Source organism: Deinococcus metalli, from assembly GCF_014201805.1.
Lineage (GTDB): Bacteria > Deinococcota > Deinococci > Deinococcales > Deinococcaceae > Deinococcus > Deinococcus metalli.
In genome coordinates, this window is record NZ_JACHFK010000007.1 from 71,714 (window position 1) to 93,269 (window position 21,556).

At 71.6% G+C, this 21,556-nt stretch carries 18 protein-coding genes and 1 tRNA gene; 12 read left to right on the plus strand and 7 right to left on the minus strand.

Features of this window, described 5'->3' with window-relative positions; all coding sequences use genetic code 11:
* Nucleotides 1-84: 84 nt before the first annotated feature.
* Complete coding sequence (locus tag HNQ07_RS14220) at nucleotides 85-1,545, minus strand: potassium/proton antiporter (protein ID WP_184112910.1); 1,461 nt, start codon at nucleotides 1,543-1,545, stop codon at nucleotides 85-87.
* 257 nt (nucleotides 1,546-1,802) lie between these two features.
* Here HNQ07_RS14220 and pheS point away from each other — a divergent pair, with 257 nt between their 5' ends.
* The 3 genes from pheS to HNQ07_RS14235 all read left to right on the plus strand — a co-directional run bounded on the left by pheS (nucleotide 1,803) and on the right by HNQ07_RS14235 (nucleotide 5,876).
* Entirely contained in the window at nucleotides 1,803-2,822 is a 1,020-nt protein-coding gene (gene pheS / locus HNQ07_RS14225) for a phenylalanine--tRNA ligase subunit alpha (protein ID WP_184112912.1), read from the plus strand.
* Nucleotides 2,823-2,898: 76 nt separating this feature from the next.
* A complete protein-coding gene (locus HNQ07_RS14230; RefSeq protein ID WP_184112914.1) occupies nucleotides 2,899-3,348 on the plus strand; it encodes an NUDIX hydrolase in 450 nt (149 codons plus the stop codon).
* Between the two features lie 68 nt (nucleotides 3,349-3,416).
* On the plus strand, nucleotides 3,417-5,876 hold the full coding sequence (locus tag HNQ07_RS14235; protein ID WP_184112916.1) for a phenylalanine--tRNA ligase subunit beta: 2,460 nt from the start codon (nucleotides 3,417-3,419) through the stop codon (nucleotides 5,874-5,876).
* 24 nt (nucleotides 5,877-5,900) lie between these two features.
* Here the strand turns inward: HNQ07_RS14235 and HNQ07_RS14240 are convergent, their stop codons facing one another.
* Nucleotides 5,901-6,887 carry an NUDIX domain-containing protein gene (locus tag HNQ07_RS14240; protein WP_184112918.1) on the minus strand — a complete coding sequence of 329 codons (987 nt, stop codon included), beginning with the start codon at nucleotides 6,885-6,887 and terminating at the stop codon, nucleotides 5,901-5,903.
* Between the two features lie 33 nt (nucleotides 6,888-6,920).
* Between HNQ07_RS14240 and HNQ07_RS14245 the strand changes: the two genes are divergently transcribed.
* The 4 genes from HNQ07_RS14245 (at nucleotide 6,921) to HNQ07_RS14260 (ending at nucleotide 9,683) form a co-directional block, all read left to right on the plus strand.
* Nucleotides 6,921-7,640, plus strand: a complete 720-nt coding sequence (locus HNQ07_RS14245; RefSeq protein WP_184112920.1) for a 2-phosphosulfolactate phosphatase — start codon at nucleotides 6,921-6,923, stop codon at nucleotides 7,638-7,640.
* Between the two features lie 98 nt (nucleotides 7,641-7,738).
* Nucleotides 7,739-9,265: a DUF512 domain-containing protein gene (locus HNQ07_RS14250; protein WP_184112922.1), complete on the plus strand. Its 1,527-nt coding sequence runs from the start codon at nucleotides 7,739-7,741 to the stop codon at nucleotides 9,263-9,265.
* 36 nt (nucleotides 9,266-9,301) lie between these two features.
* Nucleotides 9,302-9,523 carry a hypothetical protein gene (locus HNQ07_RS14255; RefSeq protein WP_184112925.1) on the plus strand — a complete coding sequence of 74 codons (222 nt, stop codon included), beginning with the start codon at nucleotides 9,302-9,304 and terminating at the stop codon, nucleotides 9,521-9,523.
* An 84-nt stretch (nucleotides 9,524-9,607) separates the two neighbouring features.
* A tRNA-Trp gene (locus HNQ07_RS14260) sits at nucleotides 9,608-9,683 on the plus strand.
* A gap of 329 nt (nucleotides 9,684-10,012) precedes the next feature.
* Here the strand turns inward: HNQ07_RS14260 and HNQ07_RS14265 are convergent.
* Nucleotides 10,013-12,280 carry a xanthine dehydrogenase family protein molybdopterin-binding subunit gene (locus tag HNQ07_RS14265; protein WP_184112927.1) on the minus strand — a complete coding sequence of 756 codons (2,268 nt, stop codon included), beginning with the start codon at nucleotides 12,278-12,280 and terminating at the stop codon, nucleotides 10,013-10,015.
* A gap of 220 nt (nucleotides 12,281-12,500) precedes the next feature.
* On the opposite strand from HNQ07_RS14265, the gene HNQ07_RS14270 reads away from it, so the two are divergent.
* The 4 genes from HNQ07_RS14270 to HNQ07_RS14285 all read left to right on the plus strand — a co-directional run bounded on the left by HNQ07_RS14270 (nucleotide 12,501) and on the right by HNQ07_RS14285 (nucleotide 18,521).
* Complete coding sequence (locus HNQ07_RS14270) at nucleotides 12,501-13,676, plus strand: CaiB/BaiF CoA transferase family protein (RefSeq protein WP_184112929.1); 1,176 nt, start codon at nucleotides 12,501-12,503, stop codon at nucleotides 13,674-13,676.
* Nucleotides 13,677-13,804: 128 nt separating this feature from the next.
* Entirely contained in the window at nucleotides 13,805-14,821 is a 1,017-nt protein-coding gene (locus tag HNQ07_RS14275) for a GGDEF domain-containing protein (RefSeq protein ID WP_184112931.1), read from the plus strand.
* Between the two features lie 93 nt (nucleotides 14,822-14,914).
* The gene (locus HNQ07_RS14280) at nucleotides 14,915-16,960 is read left to right on the plus strand and encodes a DNA/RNA non-specific endonuclease (protein ID WP_184112933.1); all 2,046 of its coding nucleotides are present in this window, start codon (nucleotides 14,915-14,917) and stop codon (nucleotides 16,958-16,960) included.
* Nucleotides 16,961-17,084: 124 nt separating this feature from the next.
* Nucleotides 17,085-18,521 carry a beta/alpha barrel domain-containing protein gene (locus HNQ07_RS14285; RefSeq protein ID WP_221275083.1) on the plus strand — a complete coding sequence of 479 codons (1,437 nt, stop codon included), beginning with the start codon at nucleotides 17,085-17,087 and terminating at the stop codon, nucleotides 18,519-18,521.
* A gap of 267 nt (nucleotides 18,522-18,788) precedes the next feature.
* Here HNQ07_RS14285 and HNQ07_RS14290 read toward each other — a convergent pair whose 3' ends face one another.
* The 4 genes from HNQ07_RS14290 to HNQ07_RS14305 all read right to left on the minus strand — a co-directional run bounded on the left by HNQ07_RS14290 (nucleotide 18,789) and on the right by HNQ07_RS14305 (nucleotide 21,116).
* The gene (locus tag HNQ07_RS14290) at nucleotides 18,789-19,352 is read right to left on the minus strand and encodes an HD domain-containing protein (protein WP_184112935.1); all 564 of its coding nucleotides are present in this window, start codon (nucleotides 19,350-19,352) and stop codon (nucleotides 18,789-18,791) included.
* Between the two features lies 1 nt (nucleotide 19,353).
* The gene (locus HNQ07_RS14295) at nucleotides 19,354-20,262 is read right to left on the minus strand and encodes an ROK family protein (protein WP_184112937.1); all 909 of its coding nucleotides are present in this window, start codon (nucleotides 20,260-20,262) and stop codon (nucleotides 19,354-19,356) included.
* Between the two features lie 114 nt (nucleotides 20,263-20,376).
* Nucleotides 20,377-20,676, minus strand: coding sequence for a hypothetical protein (locus HNQ07_RS14300; protein WP_184112939.1), 300 nt, complete (start codon nucleotides 20,674-20,676; stop codon nucleotides 20,377-20,379).
* Nucleotides 20,673-21,116 carry an acyl-CoA thioesterase gene (locus tag HNQ07_RS14305; protein WP_184112941.1) on the minus strand — a complete coding sequence of 148 codons (444 nt, stop codon included), beginning with the start codon at nucleotides 21,114-21,116 and terminating at the stop codon, nucleotides 20,673-20,675. The genes HNQ07_RS14300 and HNQ07_RS14305 overlap by 4 nt, the downstream gene beginning before the upstream one ends.
* A gap of 49 nt (nucleotides 21,117-21,165) precedes the next feature.
* Between HNQ07_RS14305 and HNQ07_RS14310 the strand changes: the two genes are divergently transcribed.
* The gene (locus HNQ07_RS14310; protein WP_229832014.1) at nucleotides 21,166-21,549 is read left to right on the plus strand and encodes a cell division protein FtsB; all 384 of its coding nucleotides are present in this window, start codon (nucleotides 21,166-21,168) and stop codon (nucleotides 21,547-21,549) included.
* Nucleotides 21,550-21,556 lie beyond the last annotated feature (7 nt).

Here is a 21,556-nt window from a genome sequence, read left to right on the forward strand (position 1 = left end):
CCGTCACGCTACGCCGGGTCATCTGAGCGATTTCTTACGTCCTGGTCGGCAAACACACCCCTGGGGGTCCCCCCCGGTGGGGGATCATGCAGGCGTCAGGCGCTCCCGGACCGCCCGCAGCGCGTCCCCGGTCGCCAGCACCAGCACGCTGTCGCCGGCCAGCAGCTGCGTCGCGCCCTTGGGGATCAGGAACTCGCCGCCGCGGTGCACCAGGATCAGCAGCGCCTCGGGCGGCAGCCGCAGGTCCACGATGCGCTGCCCGGCCGCCTCGCTGCCGGCGCGCACCTCGACCTCCACCATGCCGTTCTTGCCCTGCCCGGTGGGGGTGTAGGCAATCGGGTAGGCGGGCACGGCCGGCATGTTCTCGCGCACGCGCAGCCAGCGGGCCACCAGCGTCAGGGTGGTGCCCTGGAGCAGCACGCTGGTCAGGACGATGAAGAACACGATGTTGAAGAGCGTCTGCGCCTGTGGCACGTGCGCCAGCAGCGGAAACGTCGCCAGGACGATGGGCACGGCGCCGCGCAGGCCCACCCACGCCACCATGCCCTTCTCGTTGGCGGGCATCTTCGCGTTCGCCAGGGCGACGTACACGCTCAACGGGCGGGCCAGGAACACCAGCACCAGCGCGCACGCCAGCGCCAGCCCCGCCGTGGGCAGCAGGTCGTGTGGGTTGACCAGCAGCCCCAGCGTGAGGAACATCGCCACCTGCATCAGCCACGACAGCCCGTCGTGGAAGTTCACCAGGCTGCGCTTGTGGATGAACTCGGCGTTGCCCAGCACCACGCCCGCGATGTAGATCGCCAGAAAGCCGCTGCCGCCCGCCACCGCCGCCCCGCCGAACACGATCAGCGCCAGCGCGATGCTGAGGACCGAGTACAGGCCCTCGAACTGGAGCTGGATGCGGTTGATGATCCACAGCGCCGCGCGGCCCAGCGCGTACCCGGCCAGCGCCCCGATCAGCATCTGCTTGAGGAACAGCGGCACGATGGTCAGCACCGACGTGTCCGGACTGGCGATCAGTTCCAGCAGCCCCACCGTCAGGAACACCGCCATCGGGTCGTTGCCGCCGGACTCGAACTCCAGCAGCGGCGTCACGTCGCCCTTGAGGCCCAGTTGCCGCTCCTTGAGCACGCTGAAGACCGCGCTGGCGTCCGTGCTGCTCACGACTGCGCCCAGCAGCCACGCCACCAGCCACGGGAAGCCGAACGCGAAGTGCGTGAAGGCCGCCATGATCCCCGCCGTGCCCAGCACGCCGACGGTCGCCAGGCTCAGGCCGCGGCGGACCACCGGGCGCGTGGAGACCCAGTTGGTGTCCAGCCCGCCCTGGAACAGGATGAAACACAGCGCCAGCGTGCCGATGGCCTGCGCCAGCCGGTAGTTCTGGAACTGAATGCCCAGGCCGTCCGAACCGAACAGCATGCCCACGCCCAGAAACAGCAGCAGGCCCGGAATGCCCAGCCGACCCCCCAGCCGGCTGACGCCCAGGCTGACCAGCAGCAGCGCCCCCGCCACCAGCAGCACCAGTTCGACATGCACCTCACCCATGCAGGCATGGTCGCACGCGCCCAGACGCACAAAACAGGGCGAGGACTGCTCGGAGCCCCCCGGAATGGAACATGAAGAAAACTTAAGGAACGCCGGCGTGTCCCCGGCGCCATCTGCTACCCTTCACTCCATGACGCCCCGGACCGGTACACCTTCGCCGTTTACCCCGTCCGGGGCCGTGCTGACCTGATTCCAGGCCCAGCGCGTCGCCCCGCCCGCACCCGCGGCGCGGGGTTTTTTCTTGCACAGGAGGACCCATGCAGCACGAAGCCATTCCCGAAATCCACGCCGCCCAGACCCTCGACGACCTCCAGGCCGTCAAGACCCGCTACGTCGGCAAGAGCGGCAGCGTCACCCGCGAACTCGGCGCGCTGGGCACACTGCCCCCGGAGGAGCGCAAGGCGCGCGGCGCGGAGATCAACGCCGTTCGCCAGGCCATCCAGGCCGCCCTCGACGAGCGCGAGGCGACCCTGAAGCGCGCGGCCCTCGACGCGCGGCTCGCCAGCGAGGCCATCGACGTCACGCTGCCCGGCCTGCCGCTCCCGGCCGGCGGTCTGCACCCGATCAACCGCGTGTACGACGACCTGACCGCCATCTACGAGCGCATGGGCTACACGGTCGTCGAGGGCCCCGAGGTCGAGGACGAACACCACAACTTCGAGGCGCTGAACGTCCCGTGGTACCACCCCGCCCGCGACCTCCAGGACACCTTCTGGCTGGAGGACGGCCGGCTGCTGCGCACCCACACCAGCCCCATGCAGGTGCGCTACATGGTGGATCACGAGCCGCCCCTGAAGATCGTCGCGCGCGGCAAGGTCTACCGCTACGAGGCGACCGACGCCACCCACGAGGCCATGTTCCATCAGCTCGAAGGGCTGGTCGTCGGTGACGGAATTTCCATGGCCGACCTCAAGGGCACAATTGCCGAGATGGCGCGCGGCCTGTACGGTGCGAGCGCGAAGGTGCGCTTCCAGCCCAGCTACTACCCCTTCACGGAACCCGGCGCCGACTTCGCCGTGTACTGGGACAACCCGCGCGGCGAGAGCAAGTGGCTGGAACTCGGCGGCTGCGGCATGGTGCACCCCAACGTGTTCCGCGCCGTGGACGACCTGCGCGAGGCCCAGGGCAAGGCGCGCGTGTACGAGGGCAAGACCGGCTTCGCCTTCGGCCTCGGGCCGGAACGCATTGCCATGCTGAAGTACAAGATCCCCGACATCCGCTACTTCTACGCCAACGACCCCAGGGTGATCGGGCAGTTCCGAGGGGAACTGGGGTGAGTATCCGTACAGGCTCGGCGGCCCCGTGCGGTGTCCTTGTTCGCTGCATCCGGCCAGCCATAGACCAGGGGACGCGATGACCCTCCGTCCCCGCGCCGTTGGCATCCTCGTGAACGACTCCTCCGACGTCCTGCTGATGCGGCGGCGCAAGGCGGGCCGCGAGTACGCCACGCTGCCCGGCGGCGGCATCGAGCCGGGCGAGACGCCCGAGGTGGCGTGCGCCCGCGAGCTGCTGGAGGAAGTGAACCTGACCGTCGAGGTCGGCCCGCTGGTGTACCGCCACCAGGGCCTGGGCAACGACGAGTACTACTTCCGGGTGGCGTACGTGTCTGGCGAGATGCGCCTTGGCGACGGCCCGGAAGCCATCCGCAGCAGCGAGGACAACTGGTACGACCCGCAGTGGGTGAGCGTGGCCCGGCTGGACGACGTCAACCTCGTGCCCCCCGAACTGCGCGCCGTGGTGCGGGAGCAGGCGCAGATCGGCTCCCCGGCCCGGGCCGGATCGGACGAGCCGACAGGGCAGTAACCGCTGCGTCCCCGGGAAGAGAACCGGGGCGAGCGGTCTTCCCACCATCACCCTTTCAGAGGTCAACCATGAAAATCGCGTATTCCTGGCTTAGAGAACTCGTTCCTCAACTTCCGCCACTCTCGGAGCTGGAGCCGACCTTCGCGCACCTGGGCCTGCCTCTGGAGGGCGTGGAGGACGTGCCCGCGCCGCCGCAGGGCGTGCTGCTGGTGTCGGTCACCCGCGCCGAACCCATCGAGGGCACGCAGCTGACGAGGCTGACCCTCGACACCGGCGCGAACGGCGAGAAGGTCATTGCGAGCGGCGCGCCGAACGCCGTGAACCTGCCCGCAGGGACGATGGTCGCGCTGGTGTCGCCGGGCACCGCGCTGGGCGACGTGACGTACGGCGTGCGGGCCATGCAGGGCGTGGAGTCGTGGGGCATGGCGGCCAGCGCGAAGGAACTCGGCCTGGGCGAGAGCGCGGCGGGCCTCATGCTCTTCCCGGCGGGTACGGCCGCGCCGGGCACGCCGATGCGCGAGCTGTGGCCGGCGGATCACGTGCTGGACGTGGAGGTCACCCCCAACCGCGCCGACGTGCTGAGCGCGCTGGGTCTGGCGCGGGACCTCGCGGCGTACCTGAAGCTGGACCTGGTCGCTCCGCCGGCCGGGCCGGCGCCGAGCGGGGCAGGGGAGATCAAGGTGACGCTGCCACCGAAGGGCCTGACGCTGGAACGCGATCCGTCGCGCAAGCTGCGCTTCGGCTGCGACCACTTCGCGGCCCGCACGGTCTCGGGGCTCACGAACGGCCCCGCGCCGCTGTGGATGCAGCGCCGCGTGACGCTGGCCGGCATGCGGTCCATCGACCTGATCGTGGACACCAGCAATTACGTGATGCTGGAACTGGGCCAGCCGACCGCGCTGTACGACCGGCGGGACGTGACCGGTGACCAGATCCACGTGGCCTTCGGGCTGCGGCAGGGCGAGGTCGTGAAAGACCTGCTGGGCGGCGAGCACACCGTCGGCCCGGAAGACCTGCTGATCCTCGATGGCGGCGCGCCCGAGGTGCCCAGCGTCGCGGAGGCCTTCGCCACGGCGGGCCAGCCGAAGGCCGGCGACACTGTGCTGGGCATCGCGGGCATCGTGGGCGGCGACCACGGGCACGTCCGGGCGGACACGCGGGACGTGGTGATCGAATCCGCGCACTTCGACCCGGTGCTGCTGCGCCGCACGAGCACCCGTCTGGGCCTCAAGACCGACGCCGTGTACCGCTACGAGCGCGGCGTCGACCCGCTGCTGGCGCCCCGCGCCGCCGACCGTGTGGCCGCCCTGATCGCGCAGGCCGGGCGCGGCACCGTCCATCCCGGCGCGACCGTGGTGGGCGAGCCGGAGGTGCCCGCTCCCATCGACACCACCGGTGACCAGATTCGCGCGCTGCTGGGCATGCACGTGGACACGGCCGAGATGCGGGACATCCTCACGCGCCTGGGCTGCGCGGTCACGGGGAGCGGGGACGCGCTGCACGTCACGCCGCCGTCGTGGCGGGTCGATATGGCGATCTGGCAGGACCTCGCGGAGGAAGTCGCCCGGCTGCACGGCTACGCGGAACTGCCCGAGACGCTGCCGACCCTGCGGGTGCATCCCAGCAACATCGGCGCGGAGAAGGAGGGGGTGGAGCGGGCCACGCTGCGCCGGACGCTGGCCGGGATCGGCGCGCAGGAAGTCGTGACCTACACCTTCACCAGCGATGAGGAGGCCGCCCGCGCCCGCACCGAGACGCCCACGGCCCGCCTGCGCAACCCCATGACCGCCGACCGCACCGGCCTGCGAACGGCGCTGTACCCGTCGCTGCTGAGGGCCGCGCAGGCGCACCCGAAGGGCGAACGCGCGCTGATCTTCGAGATCGGCCGCATCTTCCCGCAGGGCGGCGAGGCCGAGCGCCTGGGCCTGCTGATGCGCGGGCCGCTGGCCGCCGCCACGCACCAGCCGGGCGTCGCCGGGGACTTCCGCACGTTCAAGGGCCTCGTCGAGTCGCTGGCCGGAACGCTCGGCGCGGCCTTCGAGTTGCGGCAACTGCGTGGGGATGCCGTCCCCGCCGCGCTGCACCCCGGCATCGCCGGCGAGGTCGTGTGGAACGGGCAGGGCATCGGCTGGATGGGCGCCCTGCACCCCGAGATCGCGCAGGACTTCGGTCTGAAGGGCGACACCTTCCTGATGGACGTCGCCCTGCCGCTGCCGGGCCGCGCGTGGGCCTTCCGCGATCCCAGCCGCGCGCCCGCCGCATGGCGTGACCTCGCGGTCGTCACCCCGCAGACCGTCAGCTACGGCGAGGTGGCCGCCCTGCTGCGCCGCGAGGGCGGCGAGTGGCTGGAGAGCGTGGAGCCCTTCGACGTATACACCGGCGAGCAGGTGGGCGCGGGCCAGCGTTCCGTGGCCGTGCGCCTCGTGTTCCGCGCCGCGAAGACCCTCACGGACGAGGACGTCGATCCCGTCATGGACGGGCTGATGGCCGCCATCCGCGCGCAGGGCTGGAGCATCCGCGAGAAGTGAAGTAGGGAACGCGGAACGGGAGGGTCAGGGCTGCGTGCTCTGGCCCTCTCTCCAGTGGCGGACGTTCGCCCGGATCAGCTCTCCGCTCAGCTCGTCGTCGTCGGGCAGGTCGTCCACACCGAACCACCCTGTCTCCAGCACCTCGCCGTCCTGTGGGGTCAGGTCGCCGGTCACGCCGTGCGCGCGGTACAGCACCGAGACGTTGTCCACGGTGTCGCCGTTCGGGTACGTGAAGCGGTACGCGGGGCCGGCGTACATCTCCAGCGGTTCCAGCCGCGCGGCCGTGAGTCCGGTTTCCTCCAACAGCTCGCGCGCAGCGGTCTGCTCGAAGGTCTCGCCGGGTTCCAGGCCGCCGCCGGGCAGCGTCCACTTCCTCGTACCCCCGTGCCGGAGCAGCAACAGTCTGCTGTGATCGTCCGTCACGAGGACGTTGGCGCCGGGCGAAAACAGGGGCCGCGGGCCGACCAGTTTCCGCAAGTCCATCAGGTGGTTCCCGAGGGGCGGCGGGGGCGGTGTGGGAGCCAGCGGCAACGGCGGCAGGCCCACGCGCGCGCGCAGCACACTCAGGCTCCGGCGGTTCGCGTTGCTGCTCAGGTCTGGCAGGGCGTCCAGCGCAAACCACGCCAGTTCCAGCGTCTCGCCGCTGTCGTCCGGCGCGGCGTGCTCCAGCGCGGCGGCGGGCAGCGTGCCCAGGGCGCGCCGGCCCACGACGTAGATCTCGTGGCCGTTGGGATAGCGGCCGTAGAGGTCGGGGCCGTCCTGTAGGCCCTCCGGGAGGGGAAGCAGGGCCAGATCGTCACACGTCAGGCCCGTTTCCTCCAGCAGTTCACGGCGCGCGCCGGTCAGGAAATCCTCGCCGGGGTCGAGGGCGCCGCCGGGCTCGCTCCACCGGCCGTCGTCGCCCCGCCGTTGCAGCAGCACCCGCCCGTGCTCGTCGCGGATGAACACGCCCACCGACACGGCCAGCAGCGGCGCACTCCCCCAGACCTTGCGCAGTTCCATCAGGCTCATCGACCGTCACGGTAGCCGATTAAGCTGCGGGGCGTGTTCTTCGACCAGTCGGCCTTCCGCGTGCGCTGTGAGTGGGGCGAGGCGGCCGTGCGGCGCCTCGCCCCGCAGGCCGACGCCGTGGTGATCGTGGACGTGCTGTCCTTCACGACCTGCGTGGACGTGGCGGTGTCGCGCGGCGCGGCCGTGTTGCCCTACCGCTGGCGGGACGACTCGGCCGCCGCCTTCGCGCAGGCCCACGGAGCCGTGCTGGCGAGTTCAGAGCGGGGCTCCGCGGACGGTTACTCCCTATCCCCGTCGTCCCTGATTGCCATTCCGGTGGGCGAGACGCTGGTGCTGCCGTCTCCGAACGGCGGGACGCTGTGTGCCCTGGCTGCCGAAACCGGCGCGGCCGTGTACGCCGCGTGCCTCTGCAACGCGCGGGCGGTGGGGGAGCACCTGCGCGGAGCGGGCCGCGTGCTGGTCGTGCCCGCCGGCGAACGCTGGCCGGACGGCACGCTGCGTCCCGCCCTGGAGGACTGGCTGGGGGCCGGCGCGGTCATCTCGGCGCTGGCCGGTGACGCCTCGCCCGAGGCGGAGGCCGCCGCGCGGGCGTTCCTCGCGGCCCGGGCCGACCTGCCCCGGATCGTGCGGGACTGCTCGTCCGGCCGGGAACTGATCGGGCGCGGCTTCGCGGCGGATGTGGACCTCGCCGCGCAGGTCCATGTCAGCGGCGCAGTGCCGGTGCTGCGGGATGGGGCCTTCCGGCGGACGTGAGTGGAGCGTACGGTGCGCCGCGCGACACTTGCGCGGCGCGCTTCTGCTATGCTGCTGTGCTTGACCGGGGCCTCTGACGCGCTCCGCTGTGGAGGTGCATGACCGTGACGGCCGCCGTAGAACTTCAGGACACGCTGTACCCCGCGCCGATCAAGTCGGTGGAGGCGGGCAGTGCGGCCGAGCGCTCCGGCGTGCAGCCGGGGGACGTGCTGCTGCGCGTGAACGGCCAGCCGGTCACGGACGTGCTGGCGTACCGGCACGCGCTGTCGCAGGGGCCGGCCACGCTGGAGATCGCCCGGCCGCGGCTGGCCCCGCAGGTCATGACCGGCGTGCCCGGCACCGCGCAGGACCACCACCGCCTGCTGCTGCCGGCGCCGCCCAGCCTGGACGAGACCTTCACCTTCACGGTCGAGTGGGAAGACCCTGGCCTGGAGTTCGAGGAAGTGCTGTTCGACGGCATCCGCAAGTGCGCCAACAAGTGCGATTTCTGCTACGTGCACCAGATGCCGCGCGGCTTCCGCAAGAGCCTGTACATCATGGACGACGACTTCCGGCTGTCGTTTCTGTACGGCTCCTTCGTGACCCTCACGAACCTGACGGAAACGGACATCCAGCGCATTCAGGACGAGAACCTGTCGCCGCTGTACGTGTCGGTCCACACCGCCAACCAGGACCTGCGCCAGGACATGATGAAGTGGTGGCGCCTGAAGGTGAAGGATCCGCAGGCAGTGCAGATCCGGAACATGATCGAGCGGCTGGAGGACATCGACCTCTACACCCAGATCGTGCTGGTGCCGGAGCGCAACGACCGCGAGCACCTCGACGAGACGGTCGAGTACCTGTCGAGCCGCCCGAACGTGCTGTCGGCGGCGGTGGTGCCAATCGGCCTGACGTCGCACCGCACGAACCTGCCGGACGTCCGCACCTTCACGCGCGAGGAGGCGCAGGACACCCTCAGGCGCCTGAACGTGTGGCGCCGGCAGTTTCTCGCGGAGCGCGGCACCCGCTTCGTGTTTCCGTCCGACGAACTGTACCTGCTGGCCGGCGAGCCCCTTCCCCCCGAGGAGGAGTACGAGGGCTTCCCCATGCTGGAAAACGGCGTGGGCATGATCCGCGATTTCCTCACCGAGGGCCTGCCGGAGCTGCCGGCGGCGCTGCCCGAACCGAAGACGGTCATCCTGGGCACCGGATCGCTGTTCGCGGACTCGCTTGACCGCGCGGTGGAGCCCCTGCGCGCCATCCAGGGCCTCACGCTGGAGGTGCGCGCGGTGGAGAACAAGACCTTCGGCAAGGTCACGACGGTGGCGGGCCTGCTGACGGGCCGCTGCTTCCGGCACGCGGTCAGGCCCGGCGAGGCCGACCTGCTGATCGTGCCGCCCACCACCCTGCGCTACGGCACCGAACTCATGCTGGACGACACCAGCCTGGACGAACTGCGCCGCGAGTTCCGCATGGACGTCCGCGCCGGCGGCGCTACGCTGGGCGAACTGGCCCGCGTGATCCTGTCGGGCGCGCAGAGCAGCGGCCACCAGTGGGGCATGAGCGCCCACGCGGTGAAGGACGGCGGGGAAGACGAGCCCGCCGAGGCCCGCATCGCCGAGCAGGGCATGCGCGGTCAGGCGTAGGGGAACGCCCCGCGCTGAGGCAGCGTATCCCTGGGTATGAGAGTTCTGTCCCTGATCTTCGGCATCCTCGCGGCGCTCGGCCTGATCCTGGGTCTGTTGCCGCTGCTCGGCTGGCTGAACTGGGTCTTCGTGCTGCCGCCCGCGGTCCTCGGTCTGGTCTTCGGCGCGCTGAGCAGGGACCGCACCGCGACCACCCTCAGCGCCGTCGTGGCGATCCTCGCGGCCCTGCGCCTGATGCTCGGGGGCGGCGTGATCTGAGGGCCGCCGGCGCGCCTTGCACGCCCCGCACGTCTCTGCTACTCTGCACAGGCTCGGACGCGCCCGGCGCGCACCGACATCCCAGGGTCCTTAGCTCAGTTGGTAGAGCATCGGTCTCCAAAACCGAGGGTCGTAGGTTCAAGTCCTGCAGGGCCCGCCAGGAAAACCCCCGCCCAGCGCGGGGGTTTGCGTTTGTGCGCGTAGTCCAGGCAGGGCACCGTGTCGCAGGGGACAGGGCTGGAGCATGACGCACGATTCGTTCACCGAGAGGCCAACCCTGTCGAGGAGGGCGGGAGAGTGGCGGCCCGACAGAGCCTGCTGCGCGTACTTCAGCATCGGCGAACGCACCGTGTTGAGCGCGTTCGGTGCGGTGGGAGATGAGCCGCATGGAGAGGTTCGCGCAGAGCCGCTCCTGCTCCTCCAGCACAGCCATGAGGATACCGGGCAGGCGTGCTTCCCGCCCAGGTCCCCTGCAGTGGCCTCGAATGGTCAGTCCGCGGCGGTCGCCCGGTCACGCAGCAGCGTCCACACCCGCTCCGCCGTCACCGGCAGCTCCGTGACCCGCACGCCCACCGCATCCCGGATCGCGTTCGCCACGGCCGCGGCCCCGGCGGTGATGGGCGGCTCGCCCACGATGCGCGCGCCGAACGGCCCGTGCTCGGACGGCTGCTCGACGATCACCGCGTCGATGGGCGGGATGTCGGTGGCAGTGGGAAAGGCGTATTCCATGAAATTGGGGTTGCCCAGCGCGCCGTGCTCGAAGCGCTGGCCCTCGTACAGGCCGATGCCCAGGCCCTGCGCCATCCCGCCCTGCATCTGGCCCTCCACCAGCATGGGGTTCAGCGCGTAGCCGACGTCCTGGATGGTGGCCGCGCCCAGCAGGGCGACATGCCCGGTGTCCGGATCGACGCGCACGTGCACGAGCTGCGCGGTGAAGCCCGGCGCGCCCGCCTTCAGGGCCGCGCGGCCCTCGGCCACCACCGGTCCGGGGCCGCCGGCCGTGCGCTGCCCCAGCGCGGCGAGCTTGCCGATGGTGATGGTCTTGTCGGGCACGCCGGCCACGCGGGCGCTGCCGCCCTCCAGTTCGATGTCGTCGCGGTGCGCCTCGAAGTGCCGGGCAGCGAGGTCGATCAGCTGCTCGCGCACCTGCGTGCTGGCGTCCAGCACCGCGCCCGACAGGCTGATGGTGATCTGCGAGCCGCCGGAGCCCGGCGCGTAGGGGCCGCTGTCGGTACTGCCCTGCACGATCTCCACGGTGTCCGGATCGACGCCCAGCGTCTCGGCCGCGATCAGCACCATCGAGCTGTGCACGCCGCTGATGTCCACGCTGCCGACGTGCAGCCGCACAGTGCCGTCGGTGTCCACGCGGCACACCGCGCCGGTGGGCGAGAACGCGCCCGGCCACCCGCCGATGGCGAGGCCCACGCCCTCGTTCGGCACGCGGCCCCGCTCCTGCCACAGCGGATGCTCGCGCACGCGCTCCAGGCACGCGTGCAGGCCGATGTCCGGCCACGGACGGCCGGTGCCAGTGGCGTCGCCGGCCTGCACGGCGTTCTTCACGCGCAGCGTGAGGGGATCGGTGCCCAGCGCCTGCGCGAGGTCGTCCACGGCGCTCTCCAGCGCGAACAGCGCCTGCGGCATGCCGGGCGCACGGTACGCGCCGCTGGCCGCGCGGTTGAGCAGCAGTTCCTGCGTGCGGACCCGGACATCCTTGCAGCGGTACATCCCGCCGATGATGGTGGCGATGATGCCCGCGTGCCCGAAGCGGAACACCCCGTTCTCGATCACGGCGTGCACGTCCAGCCCGACGATGGTGCCGTCGGCGTCGGCGCCCAGCTTCACGGTGATGCGCGTGCCGGGGGCCGGCATGGTGGTCAGCATGTCCTCGGTGCGCGTGAGCACCATCCGCACCGGGCGGTCCATGTGCAGCGCGGCGGCCGTGACCAGCGCGTCGGTGATGCCGTACTTCGCGCCGAAGCCCCCGCCGACGGTCATGGGTTCCACCCGCACGTCGCCCTCGCGCAGGCCCAGCGCGCCCGCGACCTCATTGCGCACGGTGTACTGGCCCTGCGTGCTGGTGTACACCGTCACCTGACCGGGCCGCCGGCCGGGTTCCGCCACCACCGCGTGCGGCTCCAGGTACGACTGGTGCACCGGCGCGTTCACGTACGTCCCCTCCACGACCGCGTGCGCGCTCCTCAGGGCGGCGTCCACGTCGCCGCGCTCGAAGGTGCGCGCCTCGTCGATGTTGGTGGGCGTGTGCGCGGCCTCAGCGCCGGCCTCGCCGCCGTGCAGGCTGGCCAGGCTGGTCTCGGCCTTCGGCACGCCGCCCGGCCACACCAGCACCTCGTCCGCCAGGGCCTGCCCGGCGTCCTCCACGGCCGGCAGTTCCTCGTAGTCGATCTCGACCAGCGCCGCGCCGTCGGTGGCCTGCGCGTCGGTCTCGGCCAGCACCAGCGCCACCGGCTGGCCGGCGAACACGACCTCCTCGCCGGCCAGGATCATGTTCGGGCGCGAGTACGCGACCCGGCCGCCGTTCAGGTCGGCTCCGGTCAGCACCGCCACCACGCCCGGCGCCGCCAGCGCCGCCGCCGTGTCGATGCCCCGGACGCGGGCGTGCGGGTACGGCGAGAGCACCGGGCGGGCGTGCAGCATCGCCGCGAGGGTCAGGTCGCCGGCGTACCGGGCGCGGCCCCGCACCTTCTCCAGGCCGTCGATGATCTTGCGCCGCTTGCCGAGGTAGGTGGTCGTGGTCATGGGAACCTCCTGAAGGTCAGAAGCGGAGTCTACGACTGTGACCGTCAGGACACTGTCGGTCGGCGCCCATGCGCGCGCTGTTCACGGATTCGGGACGCACCGGGCACGGTCGTCTGGGCCGGACAGCACCCTCCGCCGCCCCCGCGCTGTCCGGGCTACACTCCGCTGCACGCAGTTGTGCCCGGAGGTGCCCCGCCATGCCCCGCCCCACGGTGTTTCCATGATCCCCACCCTGCCGCTGTCCGGCGTGCGGGTGGCCGATTTCACGCGCGTGCTGACCGGCCCCTTTGCCACCATGCTGCTCGGTGACCTGGGCGCGGACGTGATCAAGGTCGAGCCGCCCGGTGGGGACGACACGCGCGGGTGGGGGCCGCCCTTCCAGATGGGCGAAGGCGGGCGCGAGTCGAGTTACTTCCTGAGCGTGAACCGCAACAAGCGCAGCGTGATCCTCGACCTGAAGGCGCCGGCGGGCCTGGACGCGGCGCGGGCGCTGGTGGCGGGCAGCGACGTCCTGGTCGAGAACTTCCGGCCCGGCACGCTGGACCGTCTGGGCCTGGGCTGGGACGCGCTGCACGCCGAGTTCCCGCGCCTGATCTACGCGACCATCACGGGCTTCGGCCTGAGCGGGCCGTACCGTGACCGCGCCGGCTACGACGTCGTTGCGCAGGGCATGGGCGGCATGATGAGCTACAACGGCGACGTGGGCGGCCCGCCGCTGCGGGTGGGCGTGGCCGTGGCGGACGTGTTCAGCGGCGCGCTGATCACGCAGGCGATCCTGGCGGCGCTGTACCAGCGCGAGAAGACCGGCGTGGGCACGCGGGTGGACGTGAACCTGCTCGAGAGCGTGATCTCGCTGGGTTCCTCGCAGGTAGGCCGTTACCTCGCCACGGGGGAGGTGCCGGTGCCCGTGGGCAACGACCACCGCTCCATCGTGCCGTACGGCACGGTGCGCTGTGGCGACGGATACGTGAACATCGCGGTGGGCAACGACGCGCTGTGGCGGCGCTTCTGCGCGGCGCTGGAACTCACGGAACTCGGCGCGGACCCGCGCTTCGCCACCAACGAGGGGCGCGTCGAGCACCGCGCCGCCCTGGACGCGCGGATGGTCGGGGCGCTCGCGGCCTTCACCCGCCAGGAGCTGATGGAGCGGCTGGACGTGGCGGGCGTGCCCTGCGGCCCCGTGAACGACCTCGCGGAGGTCTTTGCCGATCCGCATGTGCAGGGCCGCGGCGTGGCCGTCACGGTGCCGCACCCCACGCTGGGCGAGACGACCGTCACGTCGCCCCCGTGGCGCTTCGACGGCGAGGCCCTGCCGGTGCGACGCGCGCCGCCCACCCCCGGCCAGCACACGGCGGAGGTGCTCGCGGAACTCGGGGGCGGGCCGGACACGCGCTGAAGTCGGCGCTCAGGCTTTTCGTGGCCGTTCAGGCGCCCGTTGACACCTGCGCTCATTCTGCAGCCGGTACACTGACGCCGGCGGGATGGGCAGCGCGGGCTGCCGCGGCCCCCGGAGGGTGCTGAGGAATGCTGCGAGACGCGTCGACCACTGCCCGTCCCCCGGACGACGCCGGCCAGCGCCGGGTCCTGGCGGCGCTGGCGGTGCTCGCCGACGTGATCCACGTGGTCACGCTGGTGTACTTCTGGCATCACGGCAGCGGGCGCGTCACGCAGGCCGCCTCCAGCCTGGCCATCACGCTCCTGCTCACCGGCCTGGTGCTGTGGCCGGCGTTTCCGCTGCGGCGCCTGCAGCACATCGTGGTCGGGATGGTCTGCGCGCTGTTCGTGCTGAACCTCGTGAGCGTGTACCAGACCGGGCGGCCGATCACCTCGGGGTTGCTGATCCACGCGGTGATCCTGGCGCTGTTCGCGTACACGTGGCTGCCGCCGCGCGTGGCGACCGTGGTGCTGGGGAGCAGCTATGCGGTGCTGGCCGGCGCGGCCACGGTGTCGCGCGCGCCGGACGTGCCGGGCGTGCTGCTGGTGGGGCTCACGCTGCCGCTGGTGTGGTACCTGACCGTGCACGGCCGCGAGGTCAGCCGTGAGCGCGGGCGCAGCGACGCCCTGCACACCCTGGCCTACCGCGACCCCCTGACCGGCGCGCACAACCGCCGGGCCGGCAGCGACGTGCTCGGCGCCCTGCTGGACGGTCCGGAACCGGGTGGCGAGGTCGCCGTGGCGCTCTTTGACCTCGACCACTTCAAGCAGATCAACGACACACTGGGGCACCAGCAGGGCGACCGGATGCTGGTCGCGGTCGCGGAGTCCCTGACGCATAGTTTCGGGCAGAGCGGCACGGTCGTCCGCTGGGGCGGCGAGGAATTCCTGGTGATCCTGCCCGGCGTGCCCCGCCCACGGGCCCGCGCGCTGGTGGACGCCGCCCTGGACGCCGTGCGGGCCATGCACCTGAGCGGCCTGCCCGCCATGACCATCAGCGCGGGCCTGGCGTACGCCAGCGAGACCCGCGATCCGGTCGCGCTGCTCGACCTGGCCGACGGCCGGCTGTACCAGGCCAAGGCCGCCGGCCGTGACCGCGCGCGCTGAGGGCCCTGCGGCGCGATCACGGCCCGGTCACCGGCCGCCGGTAAGCTGGCGGGGACGGTGACGGCCCCCACCCGCCCCGATTCCGGGAGGCGTATGTACCAGCCACAGGACTTGCAGAGAATCGTCGAACAGCGCCTCGAGCACACGCGCGCGCAGCGGCAGCGGTCGCGCGCGGAGATCGGGGCCGGCCGCCCGGACCTCGCGGAGGACGATGCCGGTCGCCGGGCGCGGTTCGAGACGCACATGAGCGGCGCCGCCCCCGTGGACGCCGAGAAGGTCTGGGCCGAGGCGGACTTCGTGGACGCCGTGTTCCTCACCGTGGGCGCGCGGGCCGCCGGGCCGGTGGCGCGCCTCGTGACCGACGCGGGACGCACGCCGCTGGGCACGGGCTTTCTGGTCACTCCGCGCGTGCTGATCACGAATAATCACGTGCTGGAGGACGTCGCCGCCGCCGGGGACGCGTGGGCACAGTTCAACTACGAGCTGGGCGAGGACGCCATTCCGCGCACGCCCGACGTGTACGCCCTGCGCCCCGATCTGTTCTTCCACGCGGTCAGCTGGGAGGGTCTGGACTTCACGCTGGTCGCGGTGGGCGACCGTCTGAGCGGCACGGGGTCGCTGGCCGCGCAGGGCTCCTGCCCGCTGAGTGACCGGCCCGACAAGCACGCCAAGGGCGCCACCGTGAACATCGTCCAGCACCCCGGCGGGGACTTCAAGAAGGTCGTGCTGCGCGGCAACCGGATCGTGGCGCGCACCGACATGGTGCTGCACTACGAGGCCGACACCGAGGGCGGCTCCAGCGGCTCACCGGTCTTCAACGACGCGTGGGAGGTCGTCGCCCTGCACCACTGGGGCTCGCCGCACCTGGGCACCACCGGCCCCGACGGCACGCCCCTGGGCACCCAGGTGAACGAGGGCGTGCGGATCAGCGCCATCGTGGAGGCCCTGCGCGCCGCCCTCCCGACGCTGCCGGCCGCGGCCCGTCCGTACCTGGAGGAGGTGCTGGCCGCCCCGCCCCTGCCGCGACCGCAGCCGGGCACAGCTGGACTGCCCGTGCTGGGCACCGCCGAGCGCAGCGCACCCACGCAGCGCAGTGCGCCGGCGCCGGCGACCGTGGAAGCGCACCTGAGCGTGCCGCTGGAGATCACGGTGCGGCTGGGCACGCCGGGACGTGTGGCCGTGAGTCCAGGCGGGAGCACGACCCTCCCGGCCCCGGCAGAGCGGGTGCGGATCGACCGGGACTACGCCAACCGGCGCGGCTTCGATCCCGCCTTCCTGCCCGGCGTGACGCTGTCCGTGGCGGACATCGTGGCGCCGGTGCGGGAGCAGGTCGCGCCGCTGCGGTCCGGCGACAGTCGGGGAGAGCTGAAGTACCAGCATTTCAGCATCGTGATGAACGCCGCGCGGCGCCTGGCCATCCTGACCGCCACGAACATCGACGGCAGCACGTACATTCCCATCGACCGGGGCACCGGGCAGCCCAGCGCGGACGCCGAGGGCGACACGTGGTTCGAGGACACCCGCATCGACCCGGCCCTGACCGTCACGCAGCCCTTTTACTCGGCGAACAGCCGCACCTTCGACCGCGGGCACCTGACGCGCCGCAGCGATCCCACGTGGGGCACGCCCGAGCGGGCCGCGCGGGCGAACGCGGACACCTTCCACTTCACGAACTGCTCGCCGCAGCACTGGCTGTTCAACGAGTCCGTCACGTACTGGCAGGGCGTGGAGCGCCACTATCTGGAATTCGGCGCGACCCTCGACCGCTCGCGCCTGAGCGTGCTCCAGGGTCCTGTGTTTGCCCCGGACGATCCCGTGTACACCGACACCGCCGGCCGCGAGCTGCGCGTGCCCCTCCAGTTCTGGAAGCTCGTGCTGCGCGTCCAGAACGGCGCGCTGCAGGTCACCGCGTTCCTGGTGTCGCAGCGTGACCTGCTGGGCCTGCCCCGGCGACCGGTCTCGCCCGGGGGCGACGGCGCCGCGCCCGACGTCACGACCTACCTCACCACCGTCCTGCACCTTCAGGACCTCACCGGCCTGGATTTCCGCGCGCTCGCCGCGTACGACACCGCCGCCCCGCCCACCGATGCCGAGGGCACCCCCCTGCGGGCCATCACGTCCTGGGCAGATGTGCCCTGACCGGCGCGCCCGGACGGGTTCGCTTGACCGTGTTCCACATTGACCTCTCTGTCAGAAACTCGGTGAATACTGGGGGCAGCACCCGCGCCAGACTTCGGCCCGCCGCGCGGTTCCAGGTGACCCCATGACCGTAGCAACCCCCACTCCCCCCACCACGCTGCCCCGCATCATCCAGGGGGGCATGGGCGTGGCCATCTCCGGCTGGGAACTCGCCCGCGCCGTGTCCAGCATGGGCGAACTCGGCGTGATCTCCGCCACCGGCATCGACAACCTCCTCGTGCGCCGCCTGCAGGACGGCGACCCCGGCGGCCACGTCCGCGCCGCCCTCGCCGCCTACCCCGATCAGGACCGCGCCCAGAAGGCCGTTGCCGACTACTACCTGGAAGGCGGGCGCGCCCCCGGCCAGAGCTACAAGCGCGTGCCGCTGCCCAGCCTGAAAAACCACCGCGTCGCGTGGGAACTCGCCGTCATGGGCGGCTTCGTCGAGGTCTGGCTGGCCAAGCAGGGCCACGCCAATCCCGTCGGCGCGAACCTGCTGACCAAACTCCAGATGCATACCCTGCCCGCCCTGTACGGCTGCCTGCTCGCCGGGGTGGACACCGTCATCATGGGCGCCGGCATCCCGCGCGACATTCCCGGCGTGCTCGACGCCTTCGCGCAGGGCAAGCCCGCCTCGATCCGCCTGGACATCAAGGGCGACTCGACCGGCGACCCGGTGCTGCTCACCTTCGACCCGGCCGACTACGGCTTCGCTGGGCGCACCCTCACGCGCCCCCGCTTCTATCCCATCGTCACGTCTCACGTGCTGGCCAGCGTGCTCGCCAAGAAGGCGACCGGCAGTATCGAGGGCTTCATCATCGAGGCGCCCACCGCCGGCGGCCACAACGCCCCGCCACGCGGCACCGTCACCTACGACGAGACCGGCCAGCCCATCTACGGCGAACGCGACCTCGCCGACCTCGCGGAGATGCGCAAGATCGGCCTGCCCTTCTGGCTCGCGGGCGGTGCCGGCTCGCCCGACGCCCTGCGCAACGCCCTTGCCGAGGGCGCCGCCGGCATCCAGGTCGGCACCCTGTTCGCGTACTGCAAGGAATCCGGCTTCCAGGACGACCTCCGCACCCAGGTGCAGGAACGTGCCCAGACGCAGCGCCTTCAGGTGTACACCGATCCCCTGGCGTCGCCCACCGGCTTCCCCTTCAAGGTCGTCACGCTGCCGGACACCCTCTCCAACGAGGAGCTGTACGTGGCCCGCCCGCGCATCTGCGACATCGGCTACCTGCGCGAGGCGTACCGCGACGAGGTCGGCAAGGTCGGCCTGCGCTGCCCCGCCGAACCCGTGGACGCCTTCCTGAGTAAGGACGGCAAGCTGGAAGACACGGTGGGCCGCAAATGCCTGTGCAACGCGCTGATGGCCGACGCCGGGCACGCCCAGATCCAGAAGGGCGGCTATGAGGAACTGCCCCTCCTGACCAGCGGGGACGGCGTGAGCGCGCTCACCGACTGGCCGGTGGGGTACACGGCGGCGGATGTGGTGACGTATCTGCGGGGTGGGCTGGCTTAGCTGGAGTGGGAGGTCTGCGCCTGCGGTGGGCTTCCCCACCCCCCAGCCCCTCCCCCAAAGGGGCAGGGAGAGCAGCGCTGCGCTGGGCAGGTGGTCGCTACGTCATTCGGGCTGGCCTTATCTAAAGTCCCGTTGGCGTGGGGCCGCGTCCGTGCCTCGTGCGTTCACGCCGTCACTGCCCGCGCGCTTCGCGCACGATGGCTTTCGGTCAGGCGCAGGGTGGGATGCTTCGTCTTTTTGCCCCTGGGACGGGAGAGATAGCCCCGTTCACCGCATCGTCAGCTGGGCCACCGCCGCCTGCAGGTTCGCCCGCGCCTGCGGCTCCAGATCGCTGAATTCCGGCGTGGTGTAGATGCGTTCGCGGTTCAGGAAGTGGCGGAGCACCTGCGCGCGGCCCTCGCGGTAGGCGTCATCCGGAACGTGGGCGTACTCCTTGCGGATCGCGCGGTCATAAGCGCCAAAGGCCTCGCGCGCCGCCCCGAGAATGCTCAAATCTGCGTCCACGAACAGGGCCTCGGCGCGGGTGGCCGGGGGCGAGGTATGGCGGGTGGCGAGGATTAGCGCCCGCACGTCCCGGCGCAGGGCATCAGCGGCACCCTGCGCGGCAAGCCACCCGTCGAATTCGTCGGCGCTGCGCTCCTCGTTGTCGCTGGCGCGCGGATCGTAGATCAGGTCGTGGCCCCACGCCGCGAGCGCCATGGCGGGCGTGAGGACGCCGCGTGCGTCCAGCGCGTCGATGACGGCCTGGATGTGCGCGGCGGTGTGGTAGTGCCGGTGGGCTTCGGCGTAGCGGGGTCGGGCAAACGCCTCGGCGTCCGCCAGCGGAGTCATGTCAGCCGTGGCGGGCGGCCAGGGCGGCGCCGATCACGCCGGCGTCCGTGCCGAGCTGCGCGCGGCGGATGGTGACGGGCGCGAAGCCCTGCGCGTACTCGTCGGCGGCCTTCTGCACGCCCAGGAAGAAGTAGTCCCCCACGCTGGCGACGCCCCCGCCGATCACGAAGACCTCCGGGTCGATAACCTTCTGGAGGTCGGCGAGCGCCACGCCGATGTGCTTCATGGCCTGCTGCACCACGCGCCGCGCGCCGGGGTGGCCCTGCTGCGCCAGCTCGAAGGCCTCGGAGGTGCTCACGTCGCGGTTCAGGGCGTAACTGGCGTCGCGCGCGATGGCGGTGCCGCTGGCAATCGCTTCCAGCGCGCCGTCCAGGCCCGCGCCGCTGACCGGGCCGCCCGGCATGACGGTGACGTGCCCGAGTTCCCCGGCGATGCCGTGCCGGCCGCGCCAGATGCGGCCGTTCAGGACGATGCCCGCGCCGATGCCGGTGCTGACGGTCACGTACACGCTGCTCTCCGCGCCGCGCGCCGCGCCCAGGTGGGCCTCGGCCAGCGCGGCGGCCTTGGCGTCGTTCTCCAGCACGATGCGCTGCCCCAGGCGTTCGCGCAGGCCGTCCACCATGGGCACGTCGGTGAAGCCGTAGATGTTCGGCGCGAACTTCACGCGCGTGCGGTCGCTGTTCAGCGGACCGGGAATCCCGACGCCGACCAGCCGGGCGTCCGGATGGCGTTCCTGCAGGGCGCTGACCTGCGCGGCGATGGCGTCCAGTACGGCCTCCCAGCCGGTTTCCGGGGTGGGCTGGACGTGGCGGTCGTGCAGTTCGTCGCCGCGCAGGACACCGGTGGCGATCTTGGTGCCGCCGACATCGACGCCGATGCTGATGGCTTCCGGGGTGGAGGGGATGGTCATGGGAACTCCTGAGACAAGGGGAAAGAAGGCCGTGGGATCGCTTCCAGGCAGGGGCAGGCGCTGACTCGTCATCGGCACAATACCCCGGCGCCTGCGGCCCTGTCGCCGGCCGGACTAATCTTCCGGGAAGTCGTCCGGGTCAGCGGGCAGGGCGTCCAGGCCCAGCAGCGCCAGCGCTTCCGGCAGCTGCACCTCCGGCACGTACAGGCCCACGTCGCCCATGTAGCCGCCCGTCTCGATCTCGATCACGGGGCTGCCCATCGCCCACTGGAAGGGCGTGCGCACCACGCTGACCACGCCGCCGTCCGAGAGGCTGCGCCGCCAGCCCTCCGCGAGCAGCCGGGGCAGCGTGTCCAGGCGCACCCACGGATCGCCCTGGTACAGCACGCGGTCCTCGTAGCTGGCGCGGGTCATGGGCGCACCAGAACGGCATCCACCCGCGCGGCAAAATCCGGGGGCAGGACGCGCGGCGCGTGGGCCTCGTCCACGCTGACCTGCACGCTGCGCGCGAAGGCGCAGGGCACGCCGTCTGCGATGAAGCGCGACACCACCACCCAGCTCGTGCGGCCCACGCGCTCGACCAGCGACTCGATCACCACCTCCTGCCCCAGGCGCAGCTCGCCCACGTAATCCAGTTCCAGGCGCGCCAGCACCGACAGGTCGTCCACGTCACGGATGCCCAGCGCGGCCGAGAGGTCCATGCGCGAGACCTCCAGGAACTCCGCGTAGCGCGCGTTGTTGATGTGACCCATGGCGTCCAGGTCGCTGTAGCGCAGCTGGATGGTGCAGCGCCGCGCGTCCTGCCAGTTCAGCGCCGGAATCCGTCCCGGAGCGCCCGTCGTGTCGGCCGTCATGGGGGCAGTGTAGTGCCCGCGCTCAGACGCCGGCGGTATGCTGCACCGGATGGACGACGCGCCCGCTCCCCCCCCCGCCCGGCCGCGCGGGTCGTGGTGGCGGCAGGCCACCCGCTTGCCCGTCGCGATGATGCTCACCAGCCTGCTGGCTGCGCTGGGCATCGTGCAGCTGTCGTTCCAGCTGGGCAACACCGCGTACCGCACTGTGACGTGGTCGCGCGAGACGAAGGACACCCGGGCCCGTATCGCCCTGCTGGAACGCGACCTGCAGATCCTGCGGGACGCCAAGACCGCCCTGAACGACCCGGCGTACCTGCGCGCCATGGCGCGCTGTCAGGGCTTCGTGGGCCTGAAGGAGACGGTCGTGGTGTCGCCAGACGCGCCCGCCGTGCCCGGCGAGAACTGCCAGATGGCGCCGCTGCCGCTGCCCTGAGCGCCGC